This window comes from Streptomyces sp. Sge12 (assembly GCF_002080455.1).
In the GTDB taxonomy this organism is placed as follows: Bacteria; Actinomycetota; Actinomycetes; order Streptomycetales; family Streptomycetaceae; genus Streptomyces.
In genome coordinates this window covers 763,603-790,529 of the sequence record NZ_CP020555.1, presented here as the reverse complement: position 1 = coordinate 790,529, position 26,927 = coordinate 763,603, and the positions used below count along the sequence as shown (strand labels likewise).

Sequence of the window (26,927 nt, the reverse complement as noted above, 5' to 3'; positions counted from 1 at the left end):
GTGCGCACCCCGATCGGTGCCGCACCGCTCCTGCGCCGCGCCTTCCTCGGATCTCACCTGACGAGAGCAGGCTTCGATGGTCCGCGAACTCACCCATTTCATCGGCGGAAAGCACACGACCGGCACGTCCGGGCTCTTCACCGACGTGTACGACCCCAACACCGGTACGGTCCAGGCCCGGGTCCCCCTGGCGGGCCGCGCCGACACCGAGGCGGCGATCGCCGACGCCGAGGAGGCCCAGCAGGAATGGGGCCAGTGGAACCCGCAGCGGCGCGCCCGCGTCATGCTGCGCTTCCTCCAGCTCGTCGAGGGCGAACGCGACGCTTTGGCCCGGCTGTTGTCCTCCGAGCACGGCAAGACCATCGCCGATGCCCACGGCGACCTGCAACGCGGCCTGGAGGTCGTGGAGTTCGCCGCCGGTGTCCCGCACCTGCTGAAGGGCGAGTTCACCGACAACGCGGGCACCGGGATCGATGTGCACTCGCTGCGCTCGCCGCTGGGCGTGGTCGCCGGGATCACCCCCTTCAACTTCCCCGCGATGATCCCCCTGTGGCAGGCCGCGCCCGCGCTGGCCTGCGGCAACTCCTTCATCCTGAAGCCCTCCGAACGCGACCCCTCCGTACCGCTGCGCCTCGCCGAGCTGTTCCTGGAGGCCGGCCTGCCGCCGGGCGTGCTCAACGTGGTCAACGGGGGCAAGGAGGCCGTCGACACCCTCCTGGAGGACCCGCGCGTGCAGGCCCTCGGTTTCGTCGGATCCACCCCGATCGCCGCGCACATCTACGCCACCGCCGCCGCCCACGGCAAGCGCGCCCAGTGCTTCGGCGGCGCCAAGAACCACATGATCGTGATGCCCGACGCCGACCTCGACCAGGCCGTGGAGGCCCTCATCGGCGCCGGCTACGGCTCCGCGGGCGAGCGCTGCATGGCCATCGCCGTCGCCGTCCCCGTCGGCGAGGAGACCGCGAACGCCCTGGTGGCCAAGTTGACGGCGCGCATCGCCACCCTGCGCGTGGGGCGCTCCGACGACCCCGAGGCCGAGTTCGGGCCGCTGGTCAGCCGGGACGCACTCGACCGGGTGAACCGCTACGTCGGCATCGGAGCCACCGAGGGCGCCGAACTCGTCGTCGACGGGCGCGGGTTCACCCTGCCCGGGCACGAGAACGGCTATTTCGCCGGAGCCACCCTCTTCGACCGGGTGACCCCGCAGATGCGGATCTACCGCGAGGAGATCTTCGGCCCGGTGCTCTGCGTCGTACGGGCCGCCGACTACGAGGAGGCCCTGCGGCTGCCCACCGAGCACCCGTACGGCAACGGCGTGGCCATCTTCACCCGCGACGGGGACACCGCCCGCGACTTCACCCGCCGGGTGGGTGCCGGCATGGTCGGCGTCAACGTGCCGATCCCCGTGCCCGTCGCCTACCACACCTTCGGCGGCTGGAAGCGGTCCGGCTTCGGCGACCTGAACCAGCACGGCCCCGACTCCATCCGCTTCTTCACCCGCACCAAGACCGTCACCTCGCGCTGGCCCTCCGGGGCCAAGGAGGGCGCGAGCTTCACCATCCCGACGATGGGATGAGCGCCGTGACCACCCTCACCGAGGACCAGCTCGCCCTCGCCGAGGTCACCCTCGACTTCGCCCAGGAACACCTCGCACCCCACGCCGTCGCCTGGGACCGCGACAAGCACTTCCCCGTCGACGTGATCCGGCGGGCCGCCGCCCTCGGCCTCGGCGGGGTCTACGTCCGCGAGGAGCACGGAGGTTCCGGACTCGGCCGGGCCGACGGCGTCCTCGTCTTCGAGACCCTCGCCACCGGATGCCCGTCCATTGCCGGGTACCTCTCCATCCACAACATGGTCGCCTGGATGGTCGACCGGTACGGGGACCCGGCCCAGCGCCGCCGCTGGCTGCCCGGCCTGTGCACGGCCGACACGCTCGGCAGCTACTGCCTCACCGAGCCCGGCGCCGGCTCCGACGCGGGCGCCCTGCGCACGCGCGCCGAACGGGATGGCGACCACTACGTCCTGACCGGCGTCAAGCAGTTCATCTCCGGCGCCGGGGCCGCGGGCGTGTACGTCGTCATGGCCCGCACCGCGGAGGTGGGCCCCCGGGGGATCTCCGCGTTCGTCGTCGAGCGGGACGACCCCGGGGTCTCCTTCGGCGCCAACGAGCGGAAGATGGGCTGGAACGCCCAGCCCACCCGCCAGGTCGTCCTCGACGGGGTGCGCCTGCCCGCCGACCGGCGGCTCGGCGCCGAGGGCGACGGCTTCCGCATCGCCATGAACGGCCTCAACGGCGGCCGGCTCGGTATCGCCGCCTGCTCGCTCGGCGGTGCGCGCAGCGCCCTGGACCGCAGCCTCGCGTACCTCGCCGACCGGGAGGCCTTCGGCGCCCGGCTGCTGGACGCCCAGGCCCTGCAATTCCGGCTCGCGGACATGGCCACCGAACTGGCCGCCGCCCGCGCCCTGGTCCGTACGGCCGCCGAGGCCCTCGACGCGGACGGGCCGAAGGCGGCGGAGCTGTGCGCGATGGCCAAGCGGTTCGCCACCGACACCGGTTTCTCCGTGGCCAACGAGGCACTCCAACTCCACGGCGGCTACGGCTATTTGAGCGAATACGGCATCGAGAAGATCGTCCGCGACCTTCGGGTGCACCAGATCCTGGAAGGGACCAACGAGATCATGCGCGTCATCGTCGCCCGCGGCCTGACGGAGGCTCTGCGATGAGCGGGGAAGAGGAGGTCCTCGTCCGTGTCGAGGGCCGGACCGGGCGGCTGGTCCTCAACCGCCCCAAAGCCCTGAACGCCCTCAGCCATCCCATGGTGCTGCGGATCGAGGAAGCCCTGACGGCCTGGCGCGACGACCCGGCGGTGCAGACGGTGGTGATCTCCGGAGCGGGCGAGCGCGGGCTCTGCGCGGGCGGCGACATCCGCGCCATTTACGAGGACGCCCGCACGGGCGGCACCGCCTCGGCGGACTTCTGGCGCGACGAGTACCGCCTCAACGCGCTGATCGCCCGCTATCCGAAGCCGTACGCGGCCCTCATGGACGGCATCGTCATGGGCGGCGGCGTCGGCATCTCGGCGCACGGCTCGGTCCGTATCGTCACCGAGCGCTCCCGGGTCGCCATGCCCGAGACCGGCATCGGGTTCGTCCCCGATGTCGGCGGTACCTACCTCCTCGCCCTGGCCCCCGGCGAACTCGGCACCCACCTGGCCCTGACGGGAGCGCCCGTCGGCGCCGCCGACGCGCTGCTCTGCGGCCTCGCCGACCACTTCGTACCCGCAGAACGGCTCGCAGCGCTGGTCGCGGACCTCGCCCGGGGCCCCGTGCACGACGCCGTCGCCGCCCACGTGGGCCCGGCCCCCGCCGGTGAACTCGCCGCCCAGCGCGCGTGGATCGACCACTGCTACGGGGCCGACACCGTGGAGGAGGTCATCACCCGGCTCCTCGCCGCCGGCGTCCCGGCGGCGAAGGAGGCCGCGGCCACCCTGGCCGCCAAGTCGCCCACCGCCCTGAAGGTCACCCTGGCGGCGCTGCGCCGGGCCCGCGCGCTCGGGCCGCTGGAGCGGGTGTTGGAGCAGGAGTACCGGGTGTCCTGTGCGGCACTGGCCTCGCACGACCTCGTCGAGGGCATCCGGGCCCAGGTCATCGACAAGGACCGCAACCCCCGCTGGTCGCCCGACCGGCTCTCCGAGGTGACGGACGCCGACACGGCCCGCTACTTCGCCCCGCTCGGCGACGACCGCGAACTGGCCCTCACCACCGCCGATTCCCCCCAGGAGGTGCCCTGGTGACCACGGTCATCGCTTTCGTCGGCCTCGGCCGCATGGGCGGCCCGATGGCCGCCCACCTCGTCGCCGCCGGCCACCGCGTCCTCGGCTTCGACCTCGTCCCCGACGCCCTGGCCGCGGCCTCGGCCGCCGGGGTGGAGATCGTGGACTCGGCCCCGGAGGCCGCCGCCCCGGCGGACGTCGTGATCACCATGCTGCCCGCCGGCCGGCACGTCCTGGCCCTCTACCGCGACGAGGGGTTGCTGGCGGCCGCCAGGCCCGGCACCCTCTTCGTCGACTGCTCGACCATCGACGTCGCCGACGCCCGCGCAGCGCATGAACTGGCCGTCGCCGCCGGGCACCGGGCGCTCGACGCGCCCGTCTCGGGCGGAGTGGTCGGCGCCGAGGCGGCGACCCTCACCTTCATGGCGGGCGGCGGCGCGGCGGAGTTCGCCCGGGCCGAACCGCTGCTGGCGGCCATGGGCAGGAAGACGGTGCACTGCGGGGGAGCGGGAGCCGGCCAGGCCGCGAAGATCTGCAACAACATGATCCTCGGCATCTCGATGATCGCCGTCAGCGAGGCCTTCGTCCTCGGCGAGAGCCTGGGCCTCTCCCACCAGGCGCTGTACGACGTCGCCTCCACCGCCTCCGGCCAGTGCTGGGCGCTCACCACCAACTGCCCCGTCCCCGGACCGGTCCCGGCCAGTCCCGCCAACCGCGACTACCGGCCCGGATTCGCGGCCCCGCTCATGGCCAAGGACCTCGGCCTCGCCGCCAACGCCCTGCGGGCCGGCGGGATCGAAGCCGGCCTCGGCCTGCGCGCGGCCGACATGTACGCGGCGTTCGCCGAAGCGAACGGCGCCGCACAGGACTTCTCCGGCATCGTCCACGTCCTGCGGGACGCGGCGGCCGAAGCACCGAAGGGAACCACCACCCCGTGACCGAGACCACCGCCTACGAGACGATCCTCGTCGAGCGCAAGGGCCGTACCGCCCTCCTCACCCTCAACCGGCCGAGGGCGCTCAACGCGCTCAACCTCCGGGTGATGAACGAGGTCGTGGCCGCGACCGAGGCCCTCGACCGCGACCCGGACATCGGCTGCATCGTCCTCACCGGCTCCGCGAAGGCCTTCGCGGCGGGCGCCGACATCAAGGAGATGCAGCCGCAGGGGTACATGGACATGTACCTCACCGACTGGTTCACCGCCTGGGACCGCCTCGGCAACCTGCGCACCCCCACCGTCGCCGCCGTGTCCGGCTACGCGCTGGGCGGCGGCTGTGAACTGGCGATGCTCTGCGACATCACCCTCGCCGCCGACACCGCCGTCTTCGGCCAGCCCGAGATCAAGCTCGGTGTGATCCCCGGCATCGGCGGCTCGCAGCGGCTCACCCGGGCCGTCGGCAAGGCCAAGGCCATGGAACTCTGCCTCACCGGCCGGACCATGGACGCCGTCGAGGCGGAGCGGGCCGGGCTCGTCTCCCGCATCGTCCCGGCGGCCGAGCTGATGGCCGAGGCCCTGGCCGTCGCCGAAACGGTCGCGGGCATGTCGGCGCCCGTTGCGATGATGGCCAAGGAGGCGGTGAACCGTGCCTTCGAGACCACCCTCGCCGAAGGCGTCCGCTTCGAACGCCGCCTCTTCCACGCCGTGTTCGCCACCGCCGACCAGAAGGAGGGCATGAGCGCCTTCGTGGACAAGAGGTCCCCGGACTTCACCCACCGCTGATGCCGCCCCCGAGAGGCTCCTCGTCCCTCCCGGCGCGAGGAGCCGCTCGGGCCTTCGCCGCGCGGACGCATGTGGTGCGTGGCCGCATGCCCGGCCCGAGCCGATGCCGCCGCCGGGTCAGGCCCGGTGGGCGACCGTCGCCAGAGTGTCCTTGACCTCCCGCACCACACGGGCCGCGTCCTCGGGGTTGTGCACGACATCGGTGTGGTTCATGTCGATGACAAGGACCTCGCTGGCCGAGTAGTGCTTGTGCACCCAGTCGTCGTAGCCGGACCACAGGATCCGGTAGTACTCGACGAGGCTCTCGTCCTGTTCGAAGTCACGGCCCCGCAGCCCGATGCGGTGCAGCACCGTCTCGAAGTCCGCCTTCAGATAGACCATGAGATCGGGCGCCTTGCGGTACGGCAGGCCGTCGATCTCGCGCATCATCTCGTTCAGCAGCCCCTCGTACACCTGCATTTCGAGGGAGCTGATCCGCCCCAGGTCGTGATTGACCTTGGCGAAGTACCAGTCCTCGTAGATGGACCGGTCCAGGACGTTGTCGCCCTGCTTGTACGCCTCCTTGATCGCGGCGAACCGCGTCTGCAGGAAGTAGAGCTGGAGCAGGAAGGGGTAGCGCTTGGCCTGGATCTCCTCGGCGCTCGCCTTGTAGAAGAGCGGAAGGATCGGGTTGTCCTCCACGCTCTCGTAGAAGACCTCGCTGCCCAGCTCCTTGGCGATCAGCTCGGCCACACTCGTCTTGCCGATGCCGATCATGCCTCCGACGCAGATCACTGGCATACCTCACTTCTCCCTGGGGGTCTTCTGTTCGCGGGCGGTGGGCCTGGCGCCCCGCACCACTGAGACGCACGCCGGTGGTCAGGCGATTCCCCGGGATCTTCATGATCAGCGTCATTCCGCAGCCGCCGCGCACGGCGGCGGGCCGCAGCCCTGCGGCCGCCTTGAATCTTAAATGACGATCCACCCCCCGCAGGCCAGAGCGCGGGCGGTCACCTCACCCCCGCCCGCGCCCGCGCCCGCGCCCGCGCCCCCGCCACCGCGTCCGCGACCCGGACGGCGTCCGCCGTCGCCCGTACGTCGTGCACCCTGACGGCCCAGGCACCCTGGTGGGCGGCGATGGCCGACAGGGCGGCCGTGGCGCCGTCCCGCCGCTCCGCAGCGGGCGGTGTGCCGCCGGCACCGGCCAGGACCCGGCCGAGGAACCGCTTGCGGGAGCCCGCCACCAGGACGGGCCGCCCCAGCGCACGCAGATCGGCCAGCCCGGCCACCAGGCTCAGGTCGTGCTGCGCCAGCTTGGCGAACCCCAGGCCCGGGTCGATCACGAGCCGCTCGGGCGGGACGCCGGCACTCACCACGGCGTCCATCCGGGCGCGCAGCTCCGCGACGACCTCGCCGACGACGTCCCCGTACACCGCACGGCTGTCCATGGCGTCGCTGAAGCCGCGCCAGTGCATGACGACGAAGGGGACGCCGCCGGCCGCGACGGCCGTCAGCATGTCCGGGTCCGCCAGGCCGCCGCTGACGTCGTTGACGAGGACCGCGCCCGCGTCGATCGCCTGCTCGGCGACGCGGGCGCGCATCGTGTCGACGGACACGAGGACCCCCTCGGCGGCCAGGCCCCGGACGACGGGAATGACGCGCCGCAATTCCTCCTCCTCGTCGACGCGGGCGGCGCCGGGCCGGGTGGACTCGCCGCCGACGTCGACCAGGTCGGCGCCCTCGGCCGCGAGGTTTACGCCGTGCTTGAGGGCGGCGGCCGGATCGAACCAGTGACCGCCGTCGGAGAAGGAATCGGGAGTCACGTTCAGCACTCCCATGACCGCACACCGGCCCCAGTCCGGCAGGCCGGCGACCACGCCGCGCCGGTCGGGGCGGTCCCCGTCGGCTCCGAGGACCCTGACGCGGCCGGCCAGTGGGTGGATGGGCATGGGGTCATCTCCAGGAGAGGCGGGTTCGACGCTTCGACGCTGCGAGTGCAGTCGCGTGCGGCGGGGCCGGGACGGGACACCTCAGGGGCGTCCGTCCCGGCCCCGCCACGGGGTCAGGAGCTGTCGCTCGTGAGGTCCGCGCGGACCTCGTGCGCGGCCGCGACGAGGTTCTCCAGGGAGGCGCGGGTCTCGGTCCAGCCGCGGGTCTTCAGACCGCAGTCCGGGTTGACCCACAGCCGTTCGGCCGGGATGGCCCGGAGCCCCTTGCGCAGCAGCGCGGCCGCCTCCTCGGCACTGGGGACGCGCGGGGAGTGGATGTCCCAGACGCCGGGACCGGCCTCACGCGGGTAGCCGTGCGCGGCGAGCTCGTCCGCGACCTGCATGTGGGACCGGGCGGCCTCCAGGCTGATGACGTCGGCGTCGAGGTCGTCGATGGCCTGGACGATGTCGCCGAACTCCGCGTAGCACATGTGGGTGTGGATCTGGGTGTCCGGCCGGACACCGCCGGTGGTGAGCCGGAAGGACTCGGTGGCCCAGGCGAGGTACTCGGCGTGGTCGGCGGCCCGCAGCGGGAGGGTTTCCCGCAGGGCCGGCTCGTCGACCTGGATGACCGAGGTGCCGGCCGCCTCCAGGTCGCCCACCTCGTCGCGCAGGGCGAGCGCGACCTGTCGGGCGGTGTCTCCGAGGGGCTGGTCGTCGCGTACGAAGGACCAGGCGAGCATCGTGACGGGGCCGGTCAGCATGCCCTTGACCGGCTTGGCCGTCTGCGACTGGGCGTACGAGGTCCAGCGCACGGTCATCGGCTCGGGGCGGGAGATGTCCCCGGCCAGCACCGGCGGGCGGACGTAGCGGGTGCCGTAGGACTGCACCCAGCCGTGCTGGGTGGCGAGGTACCCCGTCAGCTGCTCGGCGAAGTACTGCACCATGTCGTTGCGTTCGGGCTCGCCGTGCACCAGGACGTCGATCCCGGTCTTCTCCTGGAAGGCGAGCACCTCGCGGATCTCGTCCTTGATCCGCTCCTCGTACCCGGCGGAGTCGATGCGACCGGCGCGCAGATCGGCGCGCGCGGTGCGCAGCTCGTTCGTCTGCGGGAACGAGCCGATGGTGGTGGTGGGCAGCAGGGGGAGGCCCAGGTGCGCGCGCTGGGTGACGGTCCGCCGATCGTACGGCTGGGAGCGGCGTCCGTCCGCGTCGGTGACGGCCGCGGTGCGGGCGCGGACGGCCGGGTCGTGGGTGATGGCGGAGCCGGCGCGGGAGGCGAGGTCGGCGCGGTTGGCGGCGAGTTCGGCGGTGATGGCGTCCGTGCCCTGGGCGAGGCCACGGGCGAGGGTGGTGATCTCGGTGGTCTTCTGGCGGGCGAAGGCGAGCCAGCGGCGGATCTGCGGGTCGATGTCGCGTTCGGCGTTGGCGTCCAGCGGGACGTGCAGCAGGGAGCAGGACGCGGCGACGTCCACCCGGTCGGCGAGGCCGAGGAGGGTGCCGAGGGTGGTCAGCGACTTCTGGTAGTCGTTGATCCAGACGTTGCGGCCGTTGACCACTCCGGCGACGAGGCGCTTGCCGGGCAGGCCGCCGACGGCGGCGAGGTCGGCGAGGTTCGCTGAGGCGCCGTCGGTGAAGTCCAGGGCGAGGCCCTCGACGGGGGCGGCGGCGAGCACGTGGAGGGCCTCCCCGAGCCGGTCGAAGTAGGAGGCGACGAGCAGCTTGGGCCGGTCGGTCGCCGCACCGAGCTCCCGGTAGGCGCGGGCGGCGGCCCCCAGGTCGGCCGGGGTACGGTCCTGGACCAGGGCGGGCTCGTCCAGCTGCACCCACTCGGCGCCGGCGGCGCGCAGGTCGGCCAGCACCCGGGCGTAGACGGGCAGCAGCCGGTCGAGCAGGGTCAGCGGCTGGAAGTCGGCGGCCACGCCGGGGGCGGGCTTGGCCAGCAGCAGGTACGTGACGGGCCCGACGAGGACCGGGCGGGCCGTGTGGCCCAGCGCGAGGGCCTCCGTCAGCTCGGCGACCTGCTTGGTGGAGTCGGCGCTGAAGACGGTGTCCGGGCCGAGTTCGGGGACCAGGTAGTGGTAGTTGGTGTCGAACCACTTGGTCATCTCCAGCGGGGCGACGTCCTGGGTGCCCCGGGCCATCGCGAAGAGGCCGTCGAGCGCGTCGGCCCCGACGGCCGCGCGGTGCCGCTCGGGAACAGCGCCGACCATGACACTGGTGTCCAGAACGTGGTCGTAGTACGAGAAGTCACCGGTCGGCACCTCGGTGATGCCGGCGTCGGCCAGCTGCTGCCAGTTCGAACGGCGGAGGTCGGCCGCGGCCCGGCGGAGGGCGTCGGCGGTGACCCGGCCCTTCCAGTAGCCCTCGATGGCCTTCTTCAGTTCGCGGTTCCGGCCCTGGCGGGGGTAGCCGTACACGGTGGCTCGTGCTGCCGCGGCTGCGGGCTTCGCTGTCACGGAACTCTCCTTCGCGAGATGTGTCCTGAACATCCCGGGGACGGGACGCGGACGCGAAGGGAACGACAGAACGGGCGGCCCACGTCGCGGAAGGTGCCGCACGTGCCGCTCGCTGTGTACGCCGACCCGCCCACGAGGTCACCGAAATGGCCGCATGCGAACGGTCGCGTGCGGGCAACGGGCAGGTCTTCGGACTCGCGGGCACGCCTGCCGGTCTCCCGGCGGGCACCTACTGGCCGTCGCTTCCCAGGACCGTTGTCCGGTCCCAGTGCGTATGACGGCGGTCGTGCCCGCTCACCGCTGCGGGGCAGTCCCGGATTCCCACCGGGTTCCCTCTTGCGACGCATCCCGCCTGGCGGACGGGGCGAACCAGCTGCGGAAACCACACTAAGTGGATCGACTTGAGCGTGAGTAAAGCGGTCCACATGCCGGACCACGAAAATGAGACAGCCGACCCCGCCTGATCGGGCCCGTTACGCGCACAGCGCCTTGCGGAGGTGCTCGCCGAACCCGGCGGGGTGGGTCGTCAGGCCCGTGTGTCCGCCGGGGAAGTGCAGGAGCTCCGTGGCGAACCGCTCGGCCAGTGAAGCGGCCGGGCGGTACGGCAGTTCGCCGCGGGAGTCCTCGCCGCAGACCAGCACGAGCCGGTCCGACAGCGCCGCCAGGCGGTCGACGTCGGGGACGTAGGACATGAACGCGGGCACGATCCGCCCGACGAAGTACGGGAGGCCGGCCATCGTCCGCTCGGCCCGTGCCGCGGCCTGCGGCGGCAGCCCTGCCGGGGCCCGGGGCCCGGCGGTTTCGCCGTCCTTCCGCAGGCCGGCGGCGAACTCGGCCATCGCCGGCATGAGTCCCCGGGAGTGCAGCGTCTCCTGCACGCGTGTGAGCAGCTTCCGGTGGGCGGCGGCGTCCGGCAGCACCTCCACCACCGGCGGCTCGTGCGCCACGACACGTTCGATGCGTTCGGGGTGAGCGGCGAGCAGGTGCAGAGCGACGATCGCGCCCGAGCTGGTCCCGAACACCCGGGCGGGTGCATGCGGCGAGAGCAGGTCCAGTATCCGTAGCGCGTCGTCGGCGTGTTCGGCCACGGACTGTGCGGCCCCGGGGTCGTCGAGCGTGCTCGCGGACATGCCACGCGGATCGTAGGTGGCGACGGTGTACTCGGCGGCCAGGTCGTCGGCGATGCCGTCGAACGACGCCGCGCCGCCCGTCCCGCCGGGGATCAGCAGCAGGAGCGGGCCCCGGCCGCGTACCTCGTAGTGCAGGGTCGCGCCGGGCACGCGCAGGCTGCCGGTGGTCGGTTCGGTCATGAGGAGTCTCCGTCTCGATGCGGGGGCCAGTGCTCCAGGAGTGTGTGCAGGGCGTCGAGGGCGCGGCCCCAGGACTCCTCGGGTGAACGCGCGTGCGCGAACCCGCCCGCGGCCTCCAGCGCGACGAACCCGTGGAACGTGCTGCGCAACAACCGGACCGCGTCGGTCAGGTCGGGCTCCGCCAGGCCGTAGCCGCGCAGCATGCCGTAGGTCAGCTCGACCGCGCGCCGCGGTCCGGCCGCCTGCGCGGCCAGTTCGGGGCCGATCCGGATCGCCGTCTGGGTCGCCGCGTAGCGGCCCGGATGCTCATGGGCGTACTCCCGCCAGGCGTCGGCGAACGCGACCAGCGCGTCCCTGCCCGCCCGCCCGGCGGTGGCCTGCGCGATCCGCAGCGTCTTCTCGTCCGCCGCCAGCAGCGCGATCCGTCCGCGCAGGTCTTCCAGGCTGCGCACGTGCGCGTAGAGGCTCGCGTCCTTCACCCCGAGCCGGCGCGCCACCTGCGCCATGGACAGCCGCTCGAGCCCGACCTCGTCCGCCAGTTCGGCGCCCGCGACCGTAACCCGCTCCGCCGTCAGTCCTGCCCGTGCCATGGCCCCTCCCTTCCCCTAGGGGTTCTAGTTTTAACCTAGGGCCCCTAGGTGTGCAAGGTGCGGCGGCCGCTCGGCCCACCGGGAAGCACTGGGCGAACACGCGCCGCGCAGTGACGTCCGCGCCCCGTTCGTGCGCCCGTCCATTGGGCGGCCCATGGCACCCCGTGCAGGTGACTCGTCGGAATGGTGTGCGGATGTCCGTGATGGGGCGTGCGAGGTTCTTCCCCGCACAGGCCGGTCCTCCGGGTGACGGAGGCGGGCACGCACTCGACGGAAGGATGGATATGAGGAAGTTCGCCTGGGCTGCGCGGGGTGTCGCGGCCGCGTCCGGAGCCATGCTCCTGGGGGCACTGGCGGCGCCGGCATCGGCGGCCGCTCAGGGACCGGAACCCGTGGGCAACAAGTGCTCGTCGGTGCGGCAGGTCGCCTCGACCGTGGTCGACTTCCGGCTCAGCGGTCTCTTCGGGACCGTGTTCCGCTCGGCGACCGACCGCCAGGGCCACGCGTTCCTCAACGACAGCCGCAACCCCGGAGTCTGGATCAACCTCGCTCTGCTCCCGGGCGCGCCCACCTGTGTCCACGACACCGCCGTCTCGGTCACCGAGGAGAACCCCGGCCAGCTCTTCATCACGCTGCTCGCGAGCGACGGGGCCCTCCACCAGGCGCAGTGCGCCACCGCCGGCGGGGCGCCGTTCACCCCGTCGACCCTCCCCGCGGCGTGCGGCACCGGCTTCACGGCCATCCCGGGCACCCCGGTATAAGCACCCGGCATGACATCGCGGCCGGTCGCCCGTGCGACCGGCCGCGACGCGCGTTCGACCGCGCGGCTTCGTGAGGGCGGGGTCAGACGATGTCCTCGGCGATCTCCGCCTGCTCGCGGGCGTTGCCGTAGGCCGCCGGGGTGCCGTACGAGCGACGGGCGACGTACCACCAGACGCTGGCCAGGACCAGGACCACCGCCAGGGCGATCACGGCGTAGTTCATCGAGTCGATGGTGACCGGGGACTTCTGCGGCAGGCAGAACAGGACGGTGACCAGCGCCACCCAGACGACGGCGATCCAGCCGATCGGCTTGCTCCAGCGGCCCAGGCTCCAGGGGCCGGGCTCGAAGCGGTTGCCGGCGCGCAGGCGCAGGTAGATCGGGATGGCGTAGGCCGGGGTGATGCCGATGACGTTGATGGCGGTCACGGCCCCGTAGGCGGTGGCCGAGTAAAGCGACGGGAGGGCCAGTACGCCGGCGACGGCGACCGCGAGCCAGACGGCCGGCACCGGCGTCTGGGTCCGGCTGCTGACCTTGCGCCACAGGGCGGAGCCGGGCAGCGCGTTGTCACGGCTGAACGCGAAGACCATCCGGCTCGCGGCGGCGACCTCGGCGTTGCCGCAGAAGAGCTGCGCGACGATGACGACGAGGAGCAGGGCGGTGGCGCCGCCCGAGCCCAGCGCGTCGATGAAGATCTGGGCGGGCGGGACGCCGGTGGCGCTGCCCTGGACGGCCGCGTAGTCCTGGATGGCGAAGGTCAGGCCGGCGAGCAGGGCGAAGCCGGCGACCCAGGAGACCCAGATGGCCCGGACGATGCCCTTGGCGGCGGAGACGGAGGCGTTGGAGGTCTCCTCCGACAGGTGCGCGGAGGCGTCGTAGCCGGAGAAGGTGTACTGGGCGAGCAGGAGTCCGACGGCCGCCACGTAGAACGGGTTGGCCCAGCCGGTGTCATTGACGAACTCGGTGAAGACGAACGAGGCCGACTGGTGGTTGTCGGGTACGAAGGCCAGGGCGCCGACGATCACGGCAACACCGCCCAGGTGCCACCAGACGCTGATGGAGTTGAGCACGCTGACGAGGCGGACGCCGAAGAGGTTGAGCGCGGCGTGCAGCAGCAGGATGCACAGGAAGATCAGGAACGTCGAGCCGGGGGTGGGCACGAACCCGAAGCGGAGGTTGAGGAAGGCGCCGGTGAACAGGGCGGCGCCGTAGTCGATTCCGGCGATGGCGCCGAGCAGGCCGAGGAGGTTCAGCCAGCCGGTGTACCAGCCCCAGCGGCGTCCGCCGAGCCGGTCGGCCATGTAGTAGAGCGCCCCGGAGGTGGGGTAGGCGCTGGTCACCTCGGCCAGGGCGAGGCCCACGCAGAGCACGAAGAGGCCGACGCCGACCCAGCCCCACAGCATCACGGCCGGGCCGCCGGAGCCCATGCCGAAGCCGTAGAGGGTCATGCAGCCGGACAGGACGGATATGACCGAGAAGCTGATGGCGAAGTTGCCGAAGCCGCCCATCCGGCGGGCGAGTACGGGCTGGTAGCCGAGTTCCCTGAGCCGTCTTTCCTCGTCCTGCTGGGGTGGGGCCTTGCGGTCCTGGCGGGCTGCCCATTCGGTTCTGGACACGGCGGTACCTCCGGGGGTCTGTGGAGCACGGGGGACGGTGGAGCCTGGTGGTGCGGTGGAGCGAGCGGCCATGCCGTGGGGAAGGGAGGCGGGGGTCAGTTCCGGCCGGCCAGGCTGCGGGACCTGGCCTGCAGGAACACCTCCTCGGCGAGGGCGCGGTCGGCCGGGTCACGGGTCCGCTGGGCCCATGGCACGGTGGTCCAGTACGGCCCGATGGTGTCGAAGACCCGGGCCGCCTCCTTGAACTGGAGGGCTCCCCACAGGGCGTGGGCGAGCTGGTTCAGATCGAGCGGGGAGGCGCGCGGCAGGTCGGCGTGGTGGAACCAGGCGTCCAGGGCGTCCAGGGCGTGCAGGGCGTCGCGGACGGCGTCCTCGGCGACCCAGTGCAGGTCGAGGGCCCGCTCCTGGCCCCGTTCGCGCCGGTAGCGTTCGACCCGTACGTACAGCGGCAGGACGTGCAGGGCGGAGCCCGGGGGTGCCGAACCGGCCGCCCAGTGCACGAAGTTGGCGGCCTCGGAGAGCGGTCCGGGCGTGCCCGCGTACACGAACTGGAGCATGCGGTGGTAGGCCTCGCGGTTGTGCGGGTCGCGCTTGTCGGCCTCCGCGAGGATGCCCCAGGGGCCGGGGGGCAGCATCGGGCCGGGCGGCGCGATCCGGTGCTCGGCCATCTGCCGGTGCTCGTCGAGGAGCGCGAGGGCGAGCAGGCAGACCCAGGGCACGGGGTCGGCGGGGCTGATGCCGGCGGCTTCCCGGCAGGTCTCCCAGGCCTCCTGCCACAGCTCGCCGGTGCGGGGGTGCCCGGCGCGGTGGGCGCGGACGGCCCGCTCGACGGTGACGCGCGTGTGCATCACGAGTGCGGCGACGCTGTTCGGTTCCTCGGCCCGCCAGGCCTGGACCACGTCGGATCCGGCGGAGATGGCGGCGAGGACCTGGGTGCGCTGGGTCCACAGCCCCCAGCCGTCGGTGCGTTCGAGTAAGCGCGCCATCGACACCCAGCGGCCGGTGCGCAGGTCCTGGGCGGCGGACCGCAGCTCGTTGTCGTGGCCGGCCGGATGGTAGACGGGCCGGAAATCGCTGCCCGCCATCACCTCGTCCCGGTCAACGGGCGGCGACGGCGGCGGCCCGGGCGGGCGTGTGCTGCGGCGGTCGTGATCATCAGTCCTCGGATCGCATGGAAGGTGGGTCGATCCGGTGCTCGGCTGCCGCGCTGCAGCCTTGCCCGGTGCCAGGGATGCGTGAACCATGCGAGAACTGTTCGGCGAACCCCCGCCGTTGACCCACGGTCGATGTCGCTGCCCGTTGATCGGCGATCACTATAGAGCGATCGGGAGCGTTCACAGCCAGAATCTTGTTCGAACGCAAGTATCAAGCCAGAAGCGAGATGTGATTATGCGTCAGTGTCATGGGGTGGTCGTGGGCGGATCTTGACGGGCGACGTCCGCTGGTGAAGGCTTCCGACCGATGTTCGATCACGGTGACACCAGGGACGGAGCGGTGATGACGGGCCCGGTGCTCGCTGTCGATCAAGGTACTTCCGGGACCAAGGCGCTCGTCGTCTGCCCGGTACGCGGGGTCATCGGCTCCGGATCCGCCCCCGTCCGGCCCCGCTACCTGCCGGGCGGCCGGGTCGAGGTCACCCCCGGCGAACTGCTGGACTCGGTCGTCGACGCCGGACGCGCCGCGCTGGCGGCGGCCGGCGAACCCGTGGTGGCGGTCGGCCTCGCCAACCAGGGCGAGACCGTACTCGCCTGGGACCCGGCGACCGGCGAACCGCTGACCGACGCGATCGTCTGGCAGGACCGGCGCGCCGAACACCTCTGCACCGAACTGGCGCCGCGCGCAGCGGCGTTGCTGGAGACCACCGGCCTGCCGCTCGATCCGTACTTCGCCGCCCCCAAGATGGCCTGGATACGCCGCCACCTGACCCGGCGCGGCGTCGTGACGACCAGCGACGTATGGCTCGTGCACCGTCTCACCGGTGCCTTCGTCACCGACGCGGCGACCGCCGGCCGCACCCAGCTGCTCGACCTCGACACCACCCGCTGGTCGGACACGGCACTCGACGCCTACGGCCTCACGGGCGAACGGCTGCCGGAGGTCGTCGACGCGGACACCCGCGTCGGCACCACCACCGCCTTCGGGCCCGAACTGCCCCTGACCGGACTGCTCGTCGACCAGCAGGCCGCCCTGCTCGCCCAGAGCGTCACCGAGCCCGGCACCGCCAAGTGCACCTACGGCACCGGCGCGTTCCTGCTCGCGCAGACCGGCCCGCGCCCCCTGCGCAGCACCTCCGGCCTGGTCGGCTGCGTCGCCTGGCGGCTCGCCGGCCGCACCAGCTACTGCCTGGACGGGCAGGTGTACACGGCCGCCTCCGCCGTGCGCTGGCTCACCGATCTCGGGGTGATCTCCGGCGCCGCGGACATCGACACCGTGGGCGGGAGCGTCCCGGACGCGGGCGGCGTCACCTTCGTCCCCGCGCTCGCCGGGCTCGCCGCTCCGTGGTGGCGCGGCGACCTGCGGGGCTCGGTCACCGGTCTGGGCCTCGACACCACCGCCGGGCACCTGGTGCGCGCCCTGTGCGACGGAGTCGCCGCCCAGGTGGCGGAGCTCGCGGACGCCGTCGCCGCCGACCTCGCCGCCCCGCTCGCCGTCCTGCGCGTCGACGGCGGGCTGACCCGCTCCGCGCTGCTCATGCAGGCCCAGGCCGACCTCCTCGGGATCCCCGTCGAGGTGTCGGCGCTGCCCGACGCCACCGCGCTCGGCGTCGCCGCCGTCGCCCGGCTCGGGCTCGATCCCTCGCTCACCCTCGCCGAGGCCGTCCCGCAGTGGAAGCCGTCCGCCGTCTACGAGCCGCGCGCCGACCCGGCGGACGCGGCCGAGCGCCGTACGCGGTTCCGCGCGGCCGTGTCGGCCCTGCTCGCGGAAGCACCCGCGTGAGCCGTACCGCCACCGCTTCCACCAGCGCCGCCGCCTCCACCACCACCGTCACCACCGGCGGCGCGCTGCCCGGCCGGGAGTACGACGTCACCGTCGTCGGCGCCGGTGTGGTGGGCTCGGCGATCGCCCGCGAACTGTCCCGGCTGCCCCTGCGGATCGCCCTGGTCGACGCTTCCGACGACGTCGGGAACGGCACCTCCAAGGCCAACACCGCCATCCTGCACACCGGTTTCGACGCGGTGCCCGGCTCCCTGGAGTCCCGGCTCGTCCGCGAGGGGCACCGGCTGCTCTCCGCCTACGCCGCCGACAGCGGCATCCCGGTGGAACCGCTCGGCGCGCTCCTCGTCGCCTGGGACGAGGAGCAGCGGGCCGCGCTGCCGGCCCTCGCCGACAAGGCCGTCCGCAACGGGTACCGTGCGGCGCGCATCGCCCCGGCCGAGGAGGTCCGGGCCCGCGAGCCGGAGCTCGGCCCCGGCGTGCTGGGCGCGCTCGACGTACCGGGCGAGTCCATCATCTGCCCCTGGACGACCACCCTCGCGTACGCGACGCAGGCCGTCCGCGCCGGCGTCGCCCTCCACCTCAACTGCCGCGTACAGCACATCACTTCGGGCGACGTGCACACGCTGGGCACGAGCCGCGGCCCGCTGCGCACCCGGTACCTGGTCAATGCGGCCGGCCTGTACGCCGACGAGATCGACCGGCTCCTCGGCCACGCGGACTTCGACGTGACGCCCCGCCGCGGCCAGCTGATCGTCTTCGACGAGCTCGCCCGCGGCCTGGTCCGGCACATCCTGCTCCCCGTACCCGGCGCCCTCGGGAAGGGGGTGCTCGTGTCGCCGACGGTGTACGGGAACGTCATGCTCGGGCCGACCGCCGAGGACCTCGACGACAAGACGGCCACCGGATCGAGTGCCGAAGGGCTCGCGCTGCTGCGGGAGAAGGGCCGGCGGATCCTGCCGGCCCTCCTGGACGAGGAGGTCACCGCCGTGTACGCCGGACTGCGCGCCGCGACCGGCAGTGACGACTACGCCATCCGGGCCCGTCCCGCCCAGCGGTACGTCACCGTGGGCGGGATCCGCTCGACCGGGCTGACGGCCTCCATGGCGATCGCCGCCCACGTGGTGGAACTGCTCGCCGACGCAGGCCTGCCGGTGTCCGGGGCACGGGAGCCGGAGCCGGTCCGGATGCCGAACCTGGGCGAGGCGTTCCCCCGGCCCTACCGCGACGCGGAACTGATCGCGCGGGACCCGGAGTACGGCCGGATCGTCTGCCACTGCGAGCGCGTGACCCGCGGCGAGATCCGCGACGCGCTGGCCCAGGCCGTCCCGCCCGGTTCGATGGACGGCCTGCGCCGGCGCACCCGCGCACGGGGCGGCCGCTGTCAGGGCTTCCACTGCGGGGCGGCCGTCCGCGCGCTGTTCGAGGAGGCCCGCCGGTGAACCGCGACCGCAAGGTCGACGTCCTCGTCGTCGGCGCCGGCCCCGCCGGGCTGGCCCTGGCCGCCCGCCTCGCCACCGCGGGCGCCGGGCACGTGGAGGTCCTGGAGCGCGAGCAGGACGCGGGCGGGGTGCCCCGCCACTGCCACCACGGCGGCTTCGGGGGACCCGTACGCCCCTGGCTCACGGGACCGGTGTACGCACGGCGGGCCGTACGGGCCGCGGTGACGGCCGGGGCCCACGTCCGTACCGGTGTCAGCGCCACCGGCTGGGCCGGCCCGCTGTCCCTGGAGACCACCGGCCCGGCGGGCCTCGAACGGATCACGGCCCGGGCCGTCGTCCTCGCCACGGGGGCCCGGGAGCGCCCCCGCAGCGCCCGCTTGGTGCCGGGCTCCCGGCCGGCCGGTGTGCTGACCACCGGGGAACTCCAGCAGGCGGTGCACCTGTACGGCCAGGACGTCGGCCGGCGGGCGGTGGTGGTGGGCGCCGAGCCGGTGGCCCGCCACGCCGTACGCACGCTGCGCCGGGCGGGAGCGGAGGTGGTGGCCGTGGTCACGGAGCGCCCCCGCGGTGCCGCCGTACCGGGGGTCCCGCTGCTCACGGCCACGACGGTGGCCGAACTGCGCGGCCGCGGCCGCCTGTCGGGCGTGGCCGTGCGGCACGAGGACGGCCGCTCGGGGGTCCTCGCCTGCGACACGGTGGTCTTCACCGGCGACTGGATCCCCGACCACGAGCTGGCGCGCCGCGGCGGCGTCGCCCTGGACCCGGGCACGCGCGGTCCCGCCGTGGACGCGTCCTTCCGTACGCCGGTGCCGGGGGTCTTCGCGGTCGGCAACGCCCTGCACGGAGTCGAACCCGCCGCCACGGCCGCGGCCGCCGGCGCCGCCGCCGCGGTCCCGGTCCTGGCCCGCCTCTCGGGTGCGCCGTGGCCGGAGCCGGGTCCGCCGCTGGCCGTCCGGGCGCCGCTGCTGTGGGTGGCCCCGAACCGGCTCACGGACCTCGCGGGGCGGCCGCTGCTGCTGCGATCGAGGGAGACGCTGACCCACCCGGTGGTGACGGCCGCCCAGGACGGCCGGCTGCTGTGGAGACGGCGCCACCCGGGCCGGGTGCCGCCGTGGCGGTCGCTGCGGCTCGCACCGGGATGGACGTACCGGGTCGACCCGGCGGGCGGTCCGGTCGTGCTGGGCCTCGGCTGAACGGCGGCCCGCCCGGTACGCCCGCCACGCGGCGACGGCCGAGGGGGCAGATGATGGGTGGTGTTCCGACACCGATCACCGATCACCGACACCGCACGCCGGAACCGCACGCCGGAACCGACCGCCGGGACCGAGGTGGGTTGCCGATGCCCCGCAGCACCCCCGACGACGCCGGGCAGCGACGCCGGCGGCCGTTCCTCCTGCGACGACCGCTCGGCACCCGGACGGCCGTGGCGGTCACGGTGGCCGTCCTCGTCGCCGCCAATGCGGCCGTGCACCTCTGGTCGGGCCTGTGGGGCGTACTGACGGCCCTGCTTGTCAGCGGCCTGCTGCTCGGTGTGCTCCGCGCCGCCGGCGGGACCCTCGCCGACGCGGGCCTGGCCCCCGGCACGTACGCCCGCGGTGCCCGGTGGGCGCTGGCCCTGATCGCCCTGGTCGGTGCCGTCTACCTGGCCGGGGCCCTGCTGCCGGCCACCAGGGGGCTGTTCGAGGACCAGCGGTACGCCGGGATGGACGGGGGCGAGGTGTTGCTGCGCGCCTTCGTGCTGGTGCCCCTCGGCACGGTCCTGGTCGAGGAGGTCGCCTTCCGCGGCGTGCTGTACGGGCTGGTGCGCCGCGCCCGCGGGGCGGTGTGGGCGACCGCCGTGTCGAGCCTGCTGTTCGGGTTGTGGCACGTGCTTCCGTCGCTGCACCTGGCGGCCGCGAAGCCGGCCGTGGGCACCGTCGTCGGCCAGTCGGCGACCGGGGCCGTTCTGGCGGTCCTGGGGGCCGTGCTCTTCACCGCGGCCGCGGGCGTCCTCTTCTGCGAACTGCGCCGCCGCAGCGACAGTCTGCTGGCTCCCATGGGCCTGCACTGGGCGGTCAACGCACTCGGCTACCTCGTCGGCTTCCTGCTGCGCTGACCGGCCTGGACTGACCGGGTTCACCGCGGCGGCGAGACGATGTTCCGCAGCCGGTCCAGGTCCTGCGCCGTGAACCCGTCGGGCCGCATCACGGCGTTCCACGCGTCGACGTACGCGGCCTTGTACGTGTGGCCGTGGCCGTCCGGCACGCCCGTGGAGAACGGCAGGTCGGCGGTGACCTGCCAGAAGGTCACGAACGGGATCCACACCATCGCGCCGAGCACGTCCGAGCCGGGCCCCTCCCCGATCCAGTCGGGCTCGGAGAGCGCCAGCCGCGGGCTCCACCAGACGATCGGGTCGGACGGGTGCATGAGGTAGAGGACCCGCGTGCCGTCCCACGGCCGGTCCGCCGGAGGCATCCCGGCGGCCGGGTCATCGGTGAACCGGACGGTCCGGCCGTCCCGGAAGACGGGCTCGATCTCGGGAGAGCCCGCGTCGCGGTGGTCGCTGAACTCGCGGAACAGGGTGTTGAAGTTGGGCGGGCCGGCGAACAGGGTGCCGGCGGTGCGGTTGCGCAGGTCGTACTCCCCGCTGAAGGCCGTCTCGCCGCCGAACGACCCCAGGCTCTCGCCCGCCACGAACAGCCGCGGGCGCCGCTCCTGGGGCAGCTTGGACCACTTGTCGTAGACCGCGTCGAAGAGGTCCCGGCCGGCCTCGCGCGCCTTGGACTGGTCGACGAGGTACGACATCCAGGAGGGCAGGTACGAGTACTGGATCGCCACGCTGGCGGAGTCGCCGTTGCCGAGGTACTCGAACGAGTCCACGGCGGCGGGATCCACCCAGCCGCTGCCCGTGGTGGTCATCACGAGCAGGTTCTCGCGCGCGAAGCCGCCCGCCCGTTCGAGGTCCGCGACGGCCCGGGCGGCCCGGGTCTCCGTACTGTCGGAGGTCTCCAGTCCCGCGTAGGCCCGGACGGGCTCCTGCGCCGTGCGGTGGGTGAAGGCGCCGATCTCCTGGGCCGTCGGACCCTGGCCGGTGAACGCCCGGCCCTCCCTGCCCAGCGAGTCCCACGGCACCAGCGAGCCGGGCCCGCCCGACCGCAGGGACGAGGTGGGCCGGTGCACGCCTTCCGGGGTTTCCGTGTCGCGCAGCGAGAAGGCCTCGTTGGCGGCGTTCACGAACCCGTTCAGCAACAGCCCGGAGAACGCGGCCCACGCCAGCCCCGCCACCAGGAGCCAGCCGACGACCCGCGCCGCCCGCCGGCCGATCCGGCGCCCGAGGAGCTCGGCCGCCCGGCGGTACAGGGCCCGCAGCCCCCGCCCGGCCAGGAGCAGGAGCAGGAACACGAGAGCCGCGACGAACGGGCAGGCGACGGCCGTGAGGACGTTGTGGTCGGTGACCCCCATCAGGCGGCGGATCTCGTGCTGCCAGTACTGGCCGAGCCCGAACGCGACGCCGAAGAGCACGACCGCGCAGACCGCCAGGACCAGCCAGGAACGGCGCGAGGGCGTGCGCGCGTCCCGGTCGGCGAAGGCGCGCCACACGACGGCGGCGACCACGCCCAGCCCGTAGCCGATGGCCGCGCTGATGCCGCACACCAGACCCTGGAGCACACCGCCGCGGGGGAGCAGTGACGGGGTGAAGGACAGGCACGCCAGCAGGAGCGCGCCCCAACAGCCGGGCAGTGTCAGGCGGGGCAACCAGCGGTGCGTGCGCGGAGCCGGCCCGTCCGACGGAGGAACCGGCTGGTCATCGGTCATGGCGGGCCTCCGTGGCCATGGTCCCCCCGCGCGGTCGCCACTGCCATCCGGAGCCGGCGGCCCGGCCGCTCACTCCTCGCCGCCGTCGCGCCGTTCAGGCGGCGCAGCGGGGGAGGACCACTGCGCTCCGGTGCGCTGCCGGAACGCGGAGACGGCTGCCTCCACGGTCGGGAAGAAGTGCCGGGGATCGATGGTCCGGGTGAGTTCGTACCGCTCGATCTTCTGCCGTACCGGGTCCTTGAGCTCGGCGAACACGAGGTGCACCTCCTTCTCGTTGAGCGCCTCGTCGAGTTCCTCCAGGACGTCGGCGGCGGTGGTGTCCACATCGGTCATCGGCTCGGCGGCGACCACGATCCAGCTCGGCGGCGGATCGGCGGCCGCCAGCCGCCGGACCTGGTCCCGGAAGTTCTTGGCGTTGGCGAAGAAGAGCGGGGCGTCGAACCGGTAGATCACCAGGCCCGGCAGCCGCTCGGCCCGCGGGTACGAACGGACGTCGTGGTAGCCCTCCAGCCCCGGCACCCGCCCGAGCACGGTGGCGTAGGGCCACCAGGCGCGCCGGAAGACGTTGAGGACGGACAGGGCCACGGCGATGGCGATCCCGGGCAGTACGCCGAGCAGGGCCACCCCGGCGAAGGCGGCGAAGCACAGCAGGAACTCCGCCCGGCGCTGGTGCCACAGCCGCACGGCCCCCGGGATGTCGGCCAGCGACAGCGACGCGGTGATGACCACGGCGGCCAGGGCCGGCTGGGGGAGATTGCGGAACAGGCCCGGGGCCAGCACGAGCATGAGGACGATGAGCGCCGCCCCCACGACGCCGGTGAGCTGGCTCCTGGCCCCGGCCCGCTCCGCCACCGCCGTCCGGGAGCCGCTGGTGCTGACGGGGAAGCCCTGGAAGAGCGCGGCCGCCAGGTTGGCCGCGCCGACGCCCGCCATCTCCTGGTTGCCGCGGACCTCCTGTCCCGTGCGCGCCGCGAAGGCGGACGCGTTGGAGATCGTGTCGGCCAGGGACACGAGCGCGATGCCCAGCGCACCGCCGAGCAGCGGCACGAGATCGGCCGCCCGTACGTCGGGGATCGTGAACGGCGGGAAGCCCTCGGGCAGTACGCCGACCAGGCCGACGCCGTGCGCGCCGAGGTCGAGGACCGTGGTCGCGGCGATCGCCAGGACCACCATCGCGAGCACCGCGGGGATCTTCGGCAGGAAGCGCTGCAGGACCAGGATCAGGGCGATCCCGCCGAGGCCCACGGCGGCAGCGGCCGGTACCGCAGCCCCGTCGGCGAGTTGCCGCACCAGGCCGACGCACTCGCCGATCAGGCTGTCCGCCTCGACCTTGAAGCCGAGCAGCTTGGGCAGCTGGCCGACGAGAATGGTCAGGGCCAGCCCGTTCATGTAGCCGATCATCGTGGGTTTGGAGATCAGGTCGGCGATGAAGCCGAGCTTCGCCACCGAGGCCAGGATCATGATGGCCGCCACCATGAGCGCGAGCATCGACGCCAGCGCGACGGCCCGGTCGGGATCCCCGTCGGCGGCCACGAGCGGCAGCACGGTCGCGGCGATCATCGGCCCGAGCGAGGAGTCCGGGCCCAGCACCAGGATCCGGGACGGCCCGAACACGGCGTATCCCAGCAGGCACAGGATCGTCGTGTACAGGCCGGTGATCGCCGGCAGGCCCGCCAGCTCCGCGTAGGCCATGCCCTGCGGCACCAGCAGCGTGGTCAGGACGATCCCCGCGACCAGGTCCTTGGGCAGCCACGCGCGCCGGTACGAGGCCGCCGCACGGATCCCCGGAACGGAGCGCAGGCGGGCGAGTGCTCCGCGGCCGTCGGGCCGCCCGGTCCCGAGCCTGGTCACCGACCGGCCCTCCTCAGGCGGCCTTCGACCGGCGGGCCACGAGCTTGCCCAGTTCCCACAGGAGCAGGAGCGCGAGGGCGGCCAGCAGCGCCCAGCCGAACTGCCGCGCGTCGATGTCGGTCGTCCCCAGGATGCGCTGGAAGCCGTCCATCTGGGTCACCAGCACGGCCAGCACCAACTGGGCCAGGGCGACCCAGTTCATCTGCTTGCTGTCGAACGTCGACGTCGTCAGCACGGAATCCGTCTCGCTGCGGCACTCGAAGGCGGCGACGATCAGGCAGAGCGCGAAGGCGGTGAAGGCGATGGAGCGGCCCGTACCGGTGCTGTCGTAGAGGCCCTCGCCGAGCTGGATCAGCCCGAGCAGGAGGATGGTGACCGCCAGTCCGCCCAGCCCGACCGTGACGAGAACGGGCCGCGTCAGCACCGATTCCCCGCGCGGACGCGGTGTGCGCCGCATGAGTCCGGCGCTCTCCCGGTCGAAGCCGAGCGCGAAGCCGAAGGAGGCGTTGACGACGAAGTGGATCCACAGCACCTGCGGCGGGGTGAAGGGCTCACCCGCGGCGATGTTGAAGACGGTGGCGCCGAGGAACGTCAGCACGAAGGTGACCAGCAGGAGCAGCACGAACCGGATGTACTTGGTGAGGTTGTCGTAGATCGTCCGGCCCTGCTCCACGGCGTAGACGATGGTCGCGAAGTTGTCGTCGGAGAGGATCATGCGGCCGGCGTTCTTCGCCACGTCCGTGCCGCTGCCCATGGCGATACCGATGTCGGCGGCCTTGATGGCGGGCGCGTCGTTGACCCCGTCGCCCGTCATCGCCACGACCTCGCCCTTCTTCTTCAGCGTGTTCGCGAGCAGCACCTTGTGCTCCGGGGCGACCCTCCCCACCACCCCGATCCCCTCGATGCGGGCCAGCTGCTCCTCCTCGCTCATGGCGGCGAAGTCCGAACCGAGCACCGCCTCGCCGGGGATGCCGATCTGCCGGGCGATCGCCGCCCCGGTCGTGACGTCGTCACCGGTCACCAGGCGGACCCGGATGTGCGCCGCCTGCGCGTCGGCCACCGCGGCCCGTGCCTCCTCGCGGGGCGGATCGACCATGCCGACGATACTGGTCATCCGCAGCCCGGTGACGTGCGCGAGCAGATCGCCGTCCGGATCGAAGTCCTCCGGGTCCAGGTCGCGCATGGCCGCGGCCATCACCCGGCGCCCCTCGCCACCCATCCGCTCGCTCTCCTCCTCGGCCCGGCGGAGCAGACCGGCGTCCCACGGGACGCTCTCGCCCGCCGCGAGCGCCGTGGTGGCCCGCGCCATCACCGCCGGGCCCGCCCCCTTGACGAAGCAGCGCACGACCGGCCGTCCGGAGGCGTCGACGGCCGAGTGGAAGGTGGCCATCAGCTTGTACTCGGGGTCGAACGGGAGGGTGGCGAGCCGGGGCAGCGCGTTCCTCGTGGCATCGGTGTCCAGGCCGGCCTTGTGCGCGAGCACCAGCAGCGCGCCCTCGGTGGGATCGCCCACCACCGCGCCGTCCACCAGTTTGGCGTCGCTGGCCACCACGTACGGCAGGATCGCGTCCTCGATCCCCGCGGCGGACCCGGCGGCGTGGTGGACCTTGCCCTCCAATCCGTAGCCCGTGCCCGAGACGGTGTACCGGTCGGTCGGGCTGAGCACCTCGACGGCGGTCATCTGGTTCATCGTCAGGGTGCCGGTCTTGTCCGAGTTGATCGCCGAGGTGAACGCCAGGGTCTCCACCGACGGCAGCTCCTTGACGATGGCGTTGCGCTTCGCCAGGTTCAGGCTCCCGACGGACAGGATCGCCTGGGTCACCGTCGGCAGGGCCTCGGGGATCGCCGCGATGGCCAGCGAGACCGCACTGACGAACAGCACGTCCCAGGCCTGGTCCCGCTGGCGCCCCAGGGCGAACATCACGATCATGGTGAGGCCCGCCGCCGCCGTGATCCACAGCGTCAGCCTGTCGAGCTCCCGGGTCAGCGGCGGCACCTCCTTCTCGGTGGCCGACAGCATTCCGGAGATCTTGCCGAGCTCCGTGTCCGCACCGGTCGCGGTGACCACCATGACACCGCTGCCGTGGGTGACCGGGGTGTTCATGAAGGCCGTGTTGGTCCGGTCACCGGGCGACAGCCCCCTGCCCGCCAGGGAGCCGGTCCCCTTCGCGGCCGGCACGCTCTCACCGGTGAGCGCCGACTCGTCGATCTGCAGGGCGCTGGCCTCGACCAGACGTCCGTCCGCCGGCACCTGGTCCCCGGCGGAGACGAGCACGACATCGCCCCCGACGAGCTGTTCGGCGGGGATCTCGGCCTCCGTGCCGTCCCTGCGCACCCGCGCCGTCGCCTTCAGCATCGACTTCAGCGCGTTCATGGCGCTCTCGGCCCTGCCCTCCTGGCGCAGACCCACGACCGCGTTGAGCAGCGTCAGCACGATCAGCAGGATCGCGGTGGTCCACTCCTGGATCACCAGCGAGACGATCGCCGCGGCCACGAGGACGAGCTGCATGTAACTGCGGTACTGCGCGAGGAACCGGCGCCAGGCCGGGGTCCGTTGCTCCTCGGGCAGGGCGTTCGGGCCGTGCGCGGCCAGGAGTTCGGCGGCCCGCGCGGCGGACAGGCCGACCGCGGGATCGACACCGAACGCCGCCAGGACCTCCTCGGGGGAGCGCGCGTACCAGGTGTCCCCGGCAGGCCGGGGCCGGTCCGCCACGGAATCCGACCGCACCGTCATGGTTGTGCCTCCGATCCGGGGCCGCGGACGCATCCG

The 26,927-nt window shown here is 73.1% G+C and carries 20 protein-coding genes and 1 riboswitch; of the genes, 10 read left to right on the top strand and 10 right to left on the bottom strand.

The window, feature by feature from the left end; translation table 11 throughout:
• Window positions 1–76 precede the first annotated feature (76 nt).
• Genes B6R96_RS03685 through B6R96_RS03665 form a run of 5 tightly spaced genes read left to right on the top strand, consistent with a single transcriptional unit; the run spans window position 77 to window position 5,493 of the window.
• Window positions 77–1,576, top strand: coding sequence for a CoA-acylating methylmalonate-semialdehyde dehydrogenase (locus B6R96_RS03685; RefSeq protein WP_081521553.1), 1,500 nt, complete (start codon window positions 77–79; stop codon window positions 1,574–1,576).
• Window positions 1,573–2,724 carry an acyl-CoA dehydrogenase family protein gene (locus B6R96_RS03680; RefSeq protein ID WP_081521552.1) on the top strand — a complete coding sequence of 384 codons (1,152 nt, stop codon included), beginning with the start codon at window positions 1,573–1,575 and terminating at the stop codon, window positions 2,722–2,724. Before B6R96_RS03685 ends, B6R96_RS03680 begins: the two co-directional genes overlap by 4 nt.
• On the top strand, window positions 2,721–3,794 hold the full coding sequence (locus B6R96_RS03675; RefSeq protein WP_107475455.1) for an enoyl-CoA hydratase/isomerase family protein: 1,074 nt from the start codon (window positions 2,721–2,723) through the stop codon (window positions 3,792–3,794). The genes B6R96_RS03680 and B6R96_RS03675 overlap by 4 nt, the downstream gene beginning before the upstream one ends.
• On the top strand, window positions 3,791–4,711 hold the full coding sequence (mmsB, locus tag B6R96_RS03670; protein ID WP_081521551.1) for a 3-hydroxyisobutyrate dehydrogenase: 921 nt from the start codon (window positions 3,791–3,793) through the stop codon (window positions 4,709–4,711). Before B6R96_RS03675 ends, mmsB begins: the two co-directional genes overlap by 4 nt.
• On the top strand, window positions 4,708–5,493 hold the full coding sequence (locus B6R96_RS03665) for an enoyl-CoA hydratase (RefSeq protein ID WP_081521550.1): 786 nt from the start codon (window positions 4,708–4,710) through the stop codon (window positions 5,491–5,493). Before mmsB ends, B6R96_RS03665 begins: the two co-directional genes overlap by 4 nt.
• A 117-nt stretch (window positions 5,494–5,610) precedes the next feature.
• Here the strand turns inward: B6R96_RS03665 and B6R96_RS03660 are convergent, their stop codons facing one another.
• From B6R96_RS03660 to B6R96_RS03640, 5 genes are all read right to left on the bottom strand, one after another.
• On the bottom strand, window positions 5,611–6,273 hold the full coding sequence (locus tag B6R96_RS03660) for a deoxynucleoside kinase (protein ID WP_081521549.1): 663 nt from the start codon (window positions 6,271–6,273) through the stop codon (window positions 5,611–5,613).
• 209 nt (window positions 6,274–6,482) lie between these two features.
• Window positions 6,483–7,310 (bottom strand): dihydropteroate synthase, encoded by an 828-nt coding sequence (gene folP / locus B6R96_RS03655; protein WP_237291632.1) that lies wholly within the window; start codon window positions 7,308–7,310, stop codon window positions 6,483–6,485.
• Between the two features lie 224 nt (window positions 7,311–7,534).
• Window positions 7,535–9,859 carry a 5-methyltetrahydropteroyltriglutamate--homocysteine S-methyltransferase gene (gene metE / locus B6R96_RS03650; protein ID WP_081521547.1) on the bottom strand — a complete coding sequence of 775 codons (2,325 nt, stop codon included), beginning with the start codon at window positions 9,857–9,859 and terminating at the stop codon, window positions 7,535–7,537.
• 163 nt (window positions 9,860–10,022) lie between these two features.
• Window positions 10,023–10,248: riboswitch (cobalamin riboswitch) on the bottom strand.
• Between the two features lie 84 nt (window positions 10,249–10,332).
• Window positions 10,333–11,169 (bottom strand): alpha/beta fold hydrolase, encoded by an 837-nt coding sequence (locus B6R96_RS03645; RefSeq protein WP_081521546.1) that lies wholly within the window; start codon window positions 11,167–11,169, stop codon window positions 10,333–10,335.
• Window positions 11,166–11,759 carry a TetR/AcrR family transcriptional regulator gene (locus B6R96_RS03640; protein WP_081521545.1) on the bottom strand — a complete coding sequence of 198 codons (594 nt, stop codon included), beginning with the start codon at window positions 11,757–11,759 and terminating at the stop codon, window positions 11,166–11,168. The genes B6R96_RS03645 and B6R96_RS03640 overlap by 4 nt, the downstream gene beginning before the upstream one ends.
• Window positions 11,760–12,043: 284 nt before the next feature.
• On the opposite strand from B6R96_RS03640, the gene B6R96_RS03635 reads away from it, so the two are divergent.
• The gene (locus B6R96_RS03635; RefSeq protein ID WP_081521544.1) at window positions 12,044–12,520 is read left to right on the top strand and encodes a hypothetical protein; all 477 of its coding nucleotides are present in this window, start codon (window positions 12,044–12,046) and stop codon (window positions 12,518–12,520) included.
• A gap of 82 nt (window positions 12,521–12,602) precedes the next feature.
• Here the strand turns inward: B6R96_RS03635 and B6R96_RS03630 are convergent, their stop codons facing one another.
• Together B6R96_RS03630 and B6R96_RS03625 are read right to left on the bottom strand one after the other, a co-directional pair.
• The gene (locus tag B6R96_RS03630; protein WP_384505739.1) at window positions 12,603–14,027 is read right to left on the bottom strand and encodes an amino acid permease; all 1,425 of its coding nucleotides are present in this window, start codon (window positions 14,025–14,027) and stop codon (window positions 12,603–12,605) included.
• A 203-nt stretch (window positions 14,028–14,230) separates the two neighbouring features.
• Window positions 14,231–15,220, bottom strand: a complete 990-nt coding sequence (locus B6R96_RS03625) for a hypothetical protein (RefSeq protein ID WP_081521543.1) — start codon at window positions 15,218–15,220, stop codon at window positions 14,231–14,233.
• A gap of 412 nt (window positions 15,221–15,632) precedes the next feature.
• On the opposite strand from B6R96_RS03625, the gene B6R96_RS03620 reads away from it, so the two are divergent.
• The 4 genes from B6R96_RS03620 to B6R96_RS03605 all read left to right on the top strand — a co-directional run bounded on the left by B6R96_RS03620 (window position 15,633) and on the right by B6R96_RS03605 (window position 20,606).
• Window positions 15,633–17,072, top strand: coding sequence for an FGGY family carbohydrate kinase (locus B6R96_RS03620; RefSeq protein WP_081524956.1), 1,440 nt, complete (start codon window positions 15,633–15,635; stop codon window positions 17,070–17,072).
• Window positions 17,069–18,511 (top strand): FAD-dependent oxidoreductase, encoded by a 1,443-nt coding sequence (locus B6R96_RS03615; protein WP_081521542.1) that lies wholly within the window; start codon window positions 17,069–17,071, stop codon window positions 18,509–18,511. The genes B6R96_RS03620 and B6R96_RS03615 overlap by 4 nt, the downstream gene beginning before the upstream one ends.
• The gene (locus B6R96_RS03610; protein WP_081521541.1) at window positions 18,508–19,704 is read left to right on the top strand and encodes an NAD(P)/FAD-dependent oxidoreductase; all 1,197 of its coding nucleotides are present in this window, start codon (window positions 18,508–18,510) and stop codon (window positions 19,702–19,704) included. Before B6R96_RS03615 ends, B6R96_RS03610 begins: the two co-directional genes overlap by 4 nt.
• 146 nt (window positions 19,705–19,850) lie before the next feature.
• The gene (locus B6R96_RS03605; RefSeq protein WP_081521540.1) at window positions 19,851–20,606 is read left to right on the top strand and encodes a CPBP family intramembrane glutamic endopeptidase; all 756 of its coding nucleotides are present in this window, start codon (window positions 19,851–19,853) and stop codon (window positions 20,604–20,606) included.
• A 20-nt stretch (window positions 20,607–20,626) separates the two neighbouring features.
• Here B6R96_RS03605 and B6R96_RS03600 read toward each other — a convergent pair whose 3' ends face one another.
• From B6R96_RS03600 to B6R96_RS03590, 3 genes are all read right to left on the bottom strand, one after another.
• Complete coding sequence (locus B6R96_RS03600; protein ID WP_081521539.1) at window positions 20,627–22,306, bottom strand: alpha/beta hydrolase; 1,680 nt, start codon at window positions 22,304–22,306, stop codon at window positions 20,627–20,629.
• 69 nt (window positions 22,307–22,375) lie between these two features.
• Window positions 22,376–24,106: a SulP family inorganic anion transporter gene (locus tag B6R96_RS03595; protein WP_237291631.1), complete on the bottom strand. Its 1,731-nt coding sequence runs from the start codon at window positions 24,104–24,106 to the stop codon at window positions 22,376–22,378.
• Between the two features lie 64 nt (window positions 24,107–24,170).
• Complete coding sequence (locus B6R96_RS03590; RefSeq protein WP_081521537.1) at window positions 24,171–26,891, bottom strand: cation-translocating P-type ATPase; 2,721 nt, start codon at window positions 26,889–26,891, stop codon at window positions 24,171–24,173.
• Window positions 26,892–26,927: the final 36 nt, after the last annotated feature.

What these genes read in the sequence shown, in the direction of transcription:
- B6R96_RS03685 (WP_081521553.1), top strand. Translation starts at nt 77, where the DNA reads ATGGTCCGCGAACTCACCCATTTCATCGGCGGAAAGCACACGACCGGC.
- B6R96_RS03680 (WP_081521552.1), top strand. Translation starts at nt 1,573, where the DNA reads ATGAGCGCCGTGACCACCCTCACCGAGGACCAGCTCGCCCTCGCCGAG.
- B6R96_RS03675 (WP_107475455.1), top strand. Translation starts at nt 2,721, where the DNA reads ATGAGCGGGGAAGAGGAGGTCCTCGTCCGTGTCGAGGGCCGGACCGGG.
- B6R96_RS03660 (WP_081521549.1), bottom strand. Translation starts at nt 6,273, where the DNA reads ATGCCAGTGATCTGCGTCGGAGGCATGATCGGCATCGGCAAGACGAGT.
- folP (WP_237291632.1), bottom strand. Translation starts at nt 7,310, where the DNA reads ATGGGAGTGCTGAACGTGACTCCCGATTCCTTCTCCGACGGCGGTCAC.
- B6R96_RS03645 (WP_081521546.1), bottom strand. Translation starts at nt 11,169, where the DNA reads ATGACCGAACCGACCACCGGCAGCCTGCGCGTGCCCGGCGCGACCCTG.
- B6R96_RS03640 (WP_081521545.1), bottom strand. Translation starts at nt 11,759, where the DNA reads ATGGCACGGGCAGGACTGACGGCGGAGCGGGTTACGGTCGCGGGCGCC.
- B6R96_RS03635 (WP_081521544.1), top strand. Translation starts at nt 12,044, where the DNA reads ATGAGGAAGTTCGCCTGGGCTGCGCGGGGTGTCGCGGCCGCGTCCGGA.
- B6R96_RS03630 (WP_384505739.1), bottom strand. Translation starts at nt 14,027, where the DNA reads ATGGGCGGCTTCGGCAACTTCGCCATCAGCTTCTCGGTCATATCCGTC.
- B6R96_RS03625 (WP_081521543.1), bottom strand. Translation starts at nt 15,220, where the DNA reads ATGGCGGGCAGCGATTTCCGGCCCGTCTACCATCCGGCCGGCCACGAC.
- B6R96_RS03620 (WP_081524956.1), top strand. Translation starts at nt 15,633, where the DNA reads ATGACGGGCCCGGTGCTCGCTGTCGATCAAGGTACTTCCGGGACCAAG.
- B6R96_RS03605 (WP_081521540.1), top strand. Translation starts at nt 19,851, where the DNA reads ATGCCCCGCAGCACCCCCGACGACGCCGGGCAGCGACGCCGGCGGCCG.
- B6R96_RS03600 (WP_081521539.1), bottom strand. Translation starts at nt 22,306, where the DNA reads ATGACCGATGACCAGCCGGTTCCTCCGTCGGACGGGCCGGCTCCGCGC.
- B6R96_RS03590 (WP_081521537.1), bottom strand. Translation starts at nt 26,891, where the DNA reads ATGACGGTGCGGTCGGATTCCGTGGCGGACCGGCCCCGGCCTGCCGGG.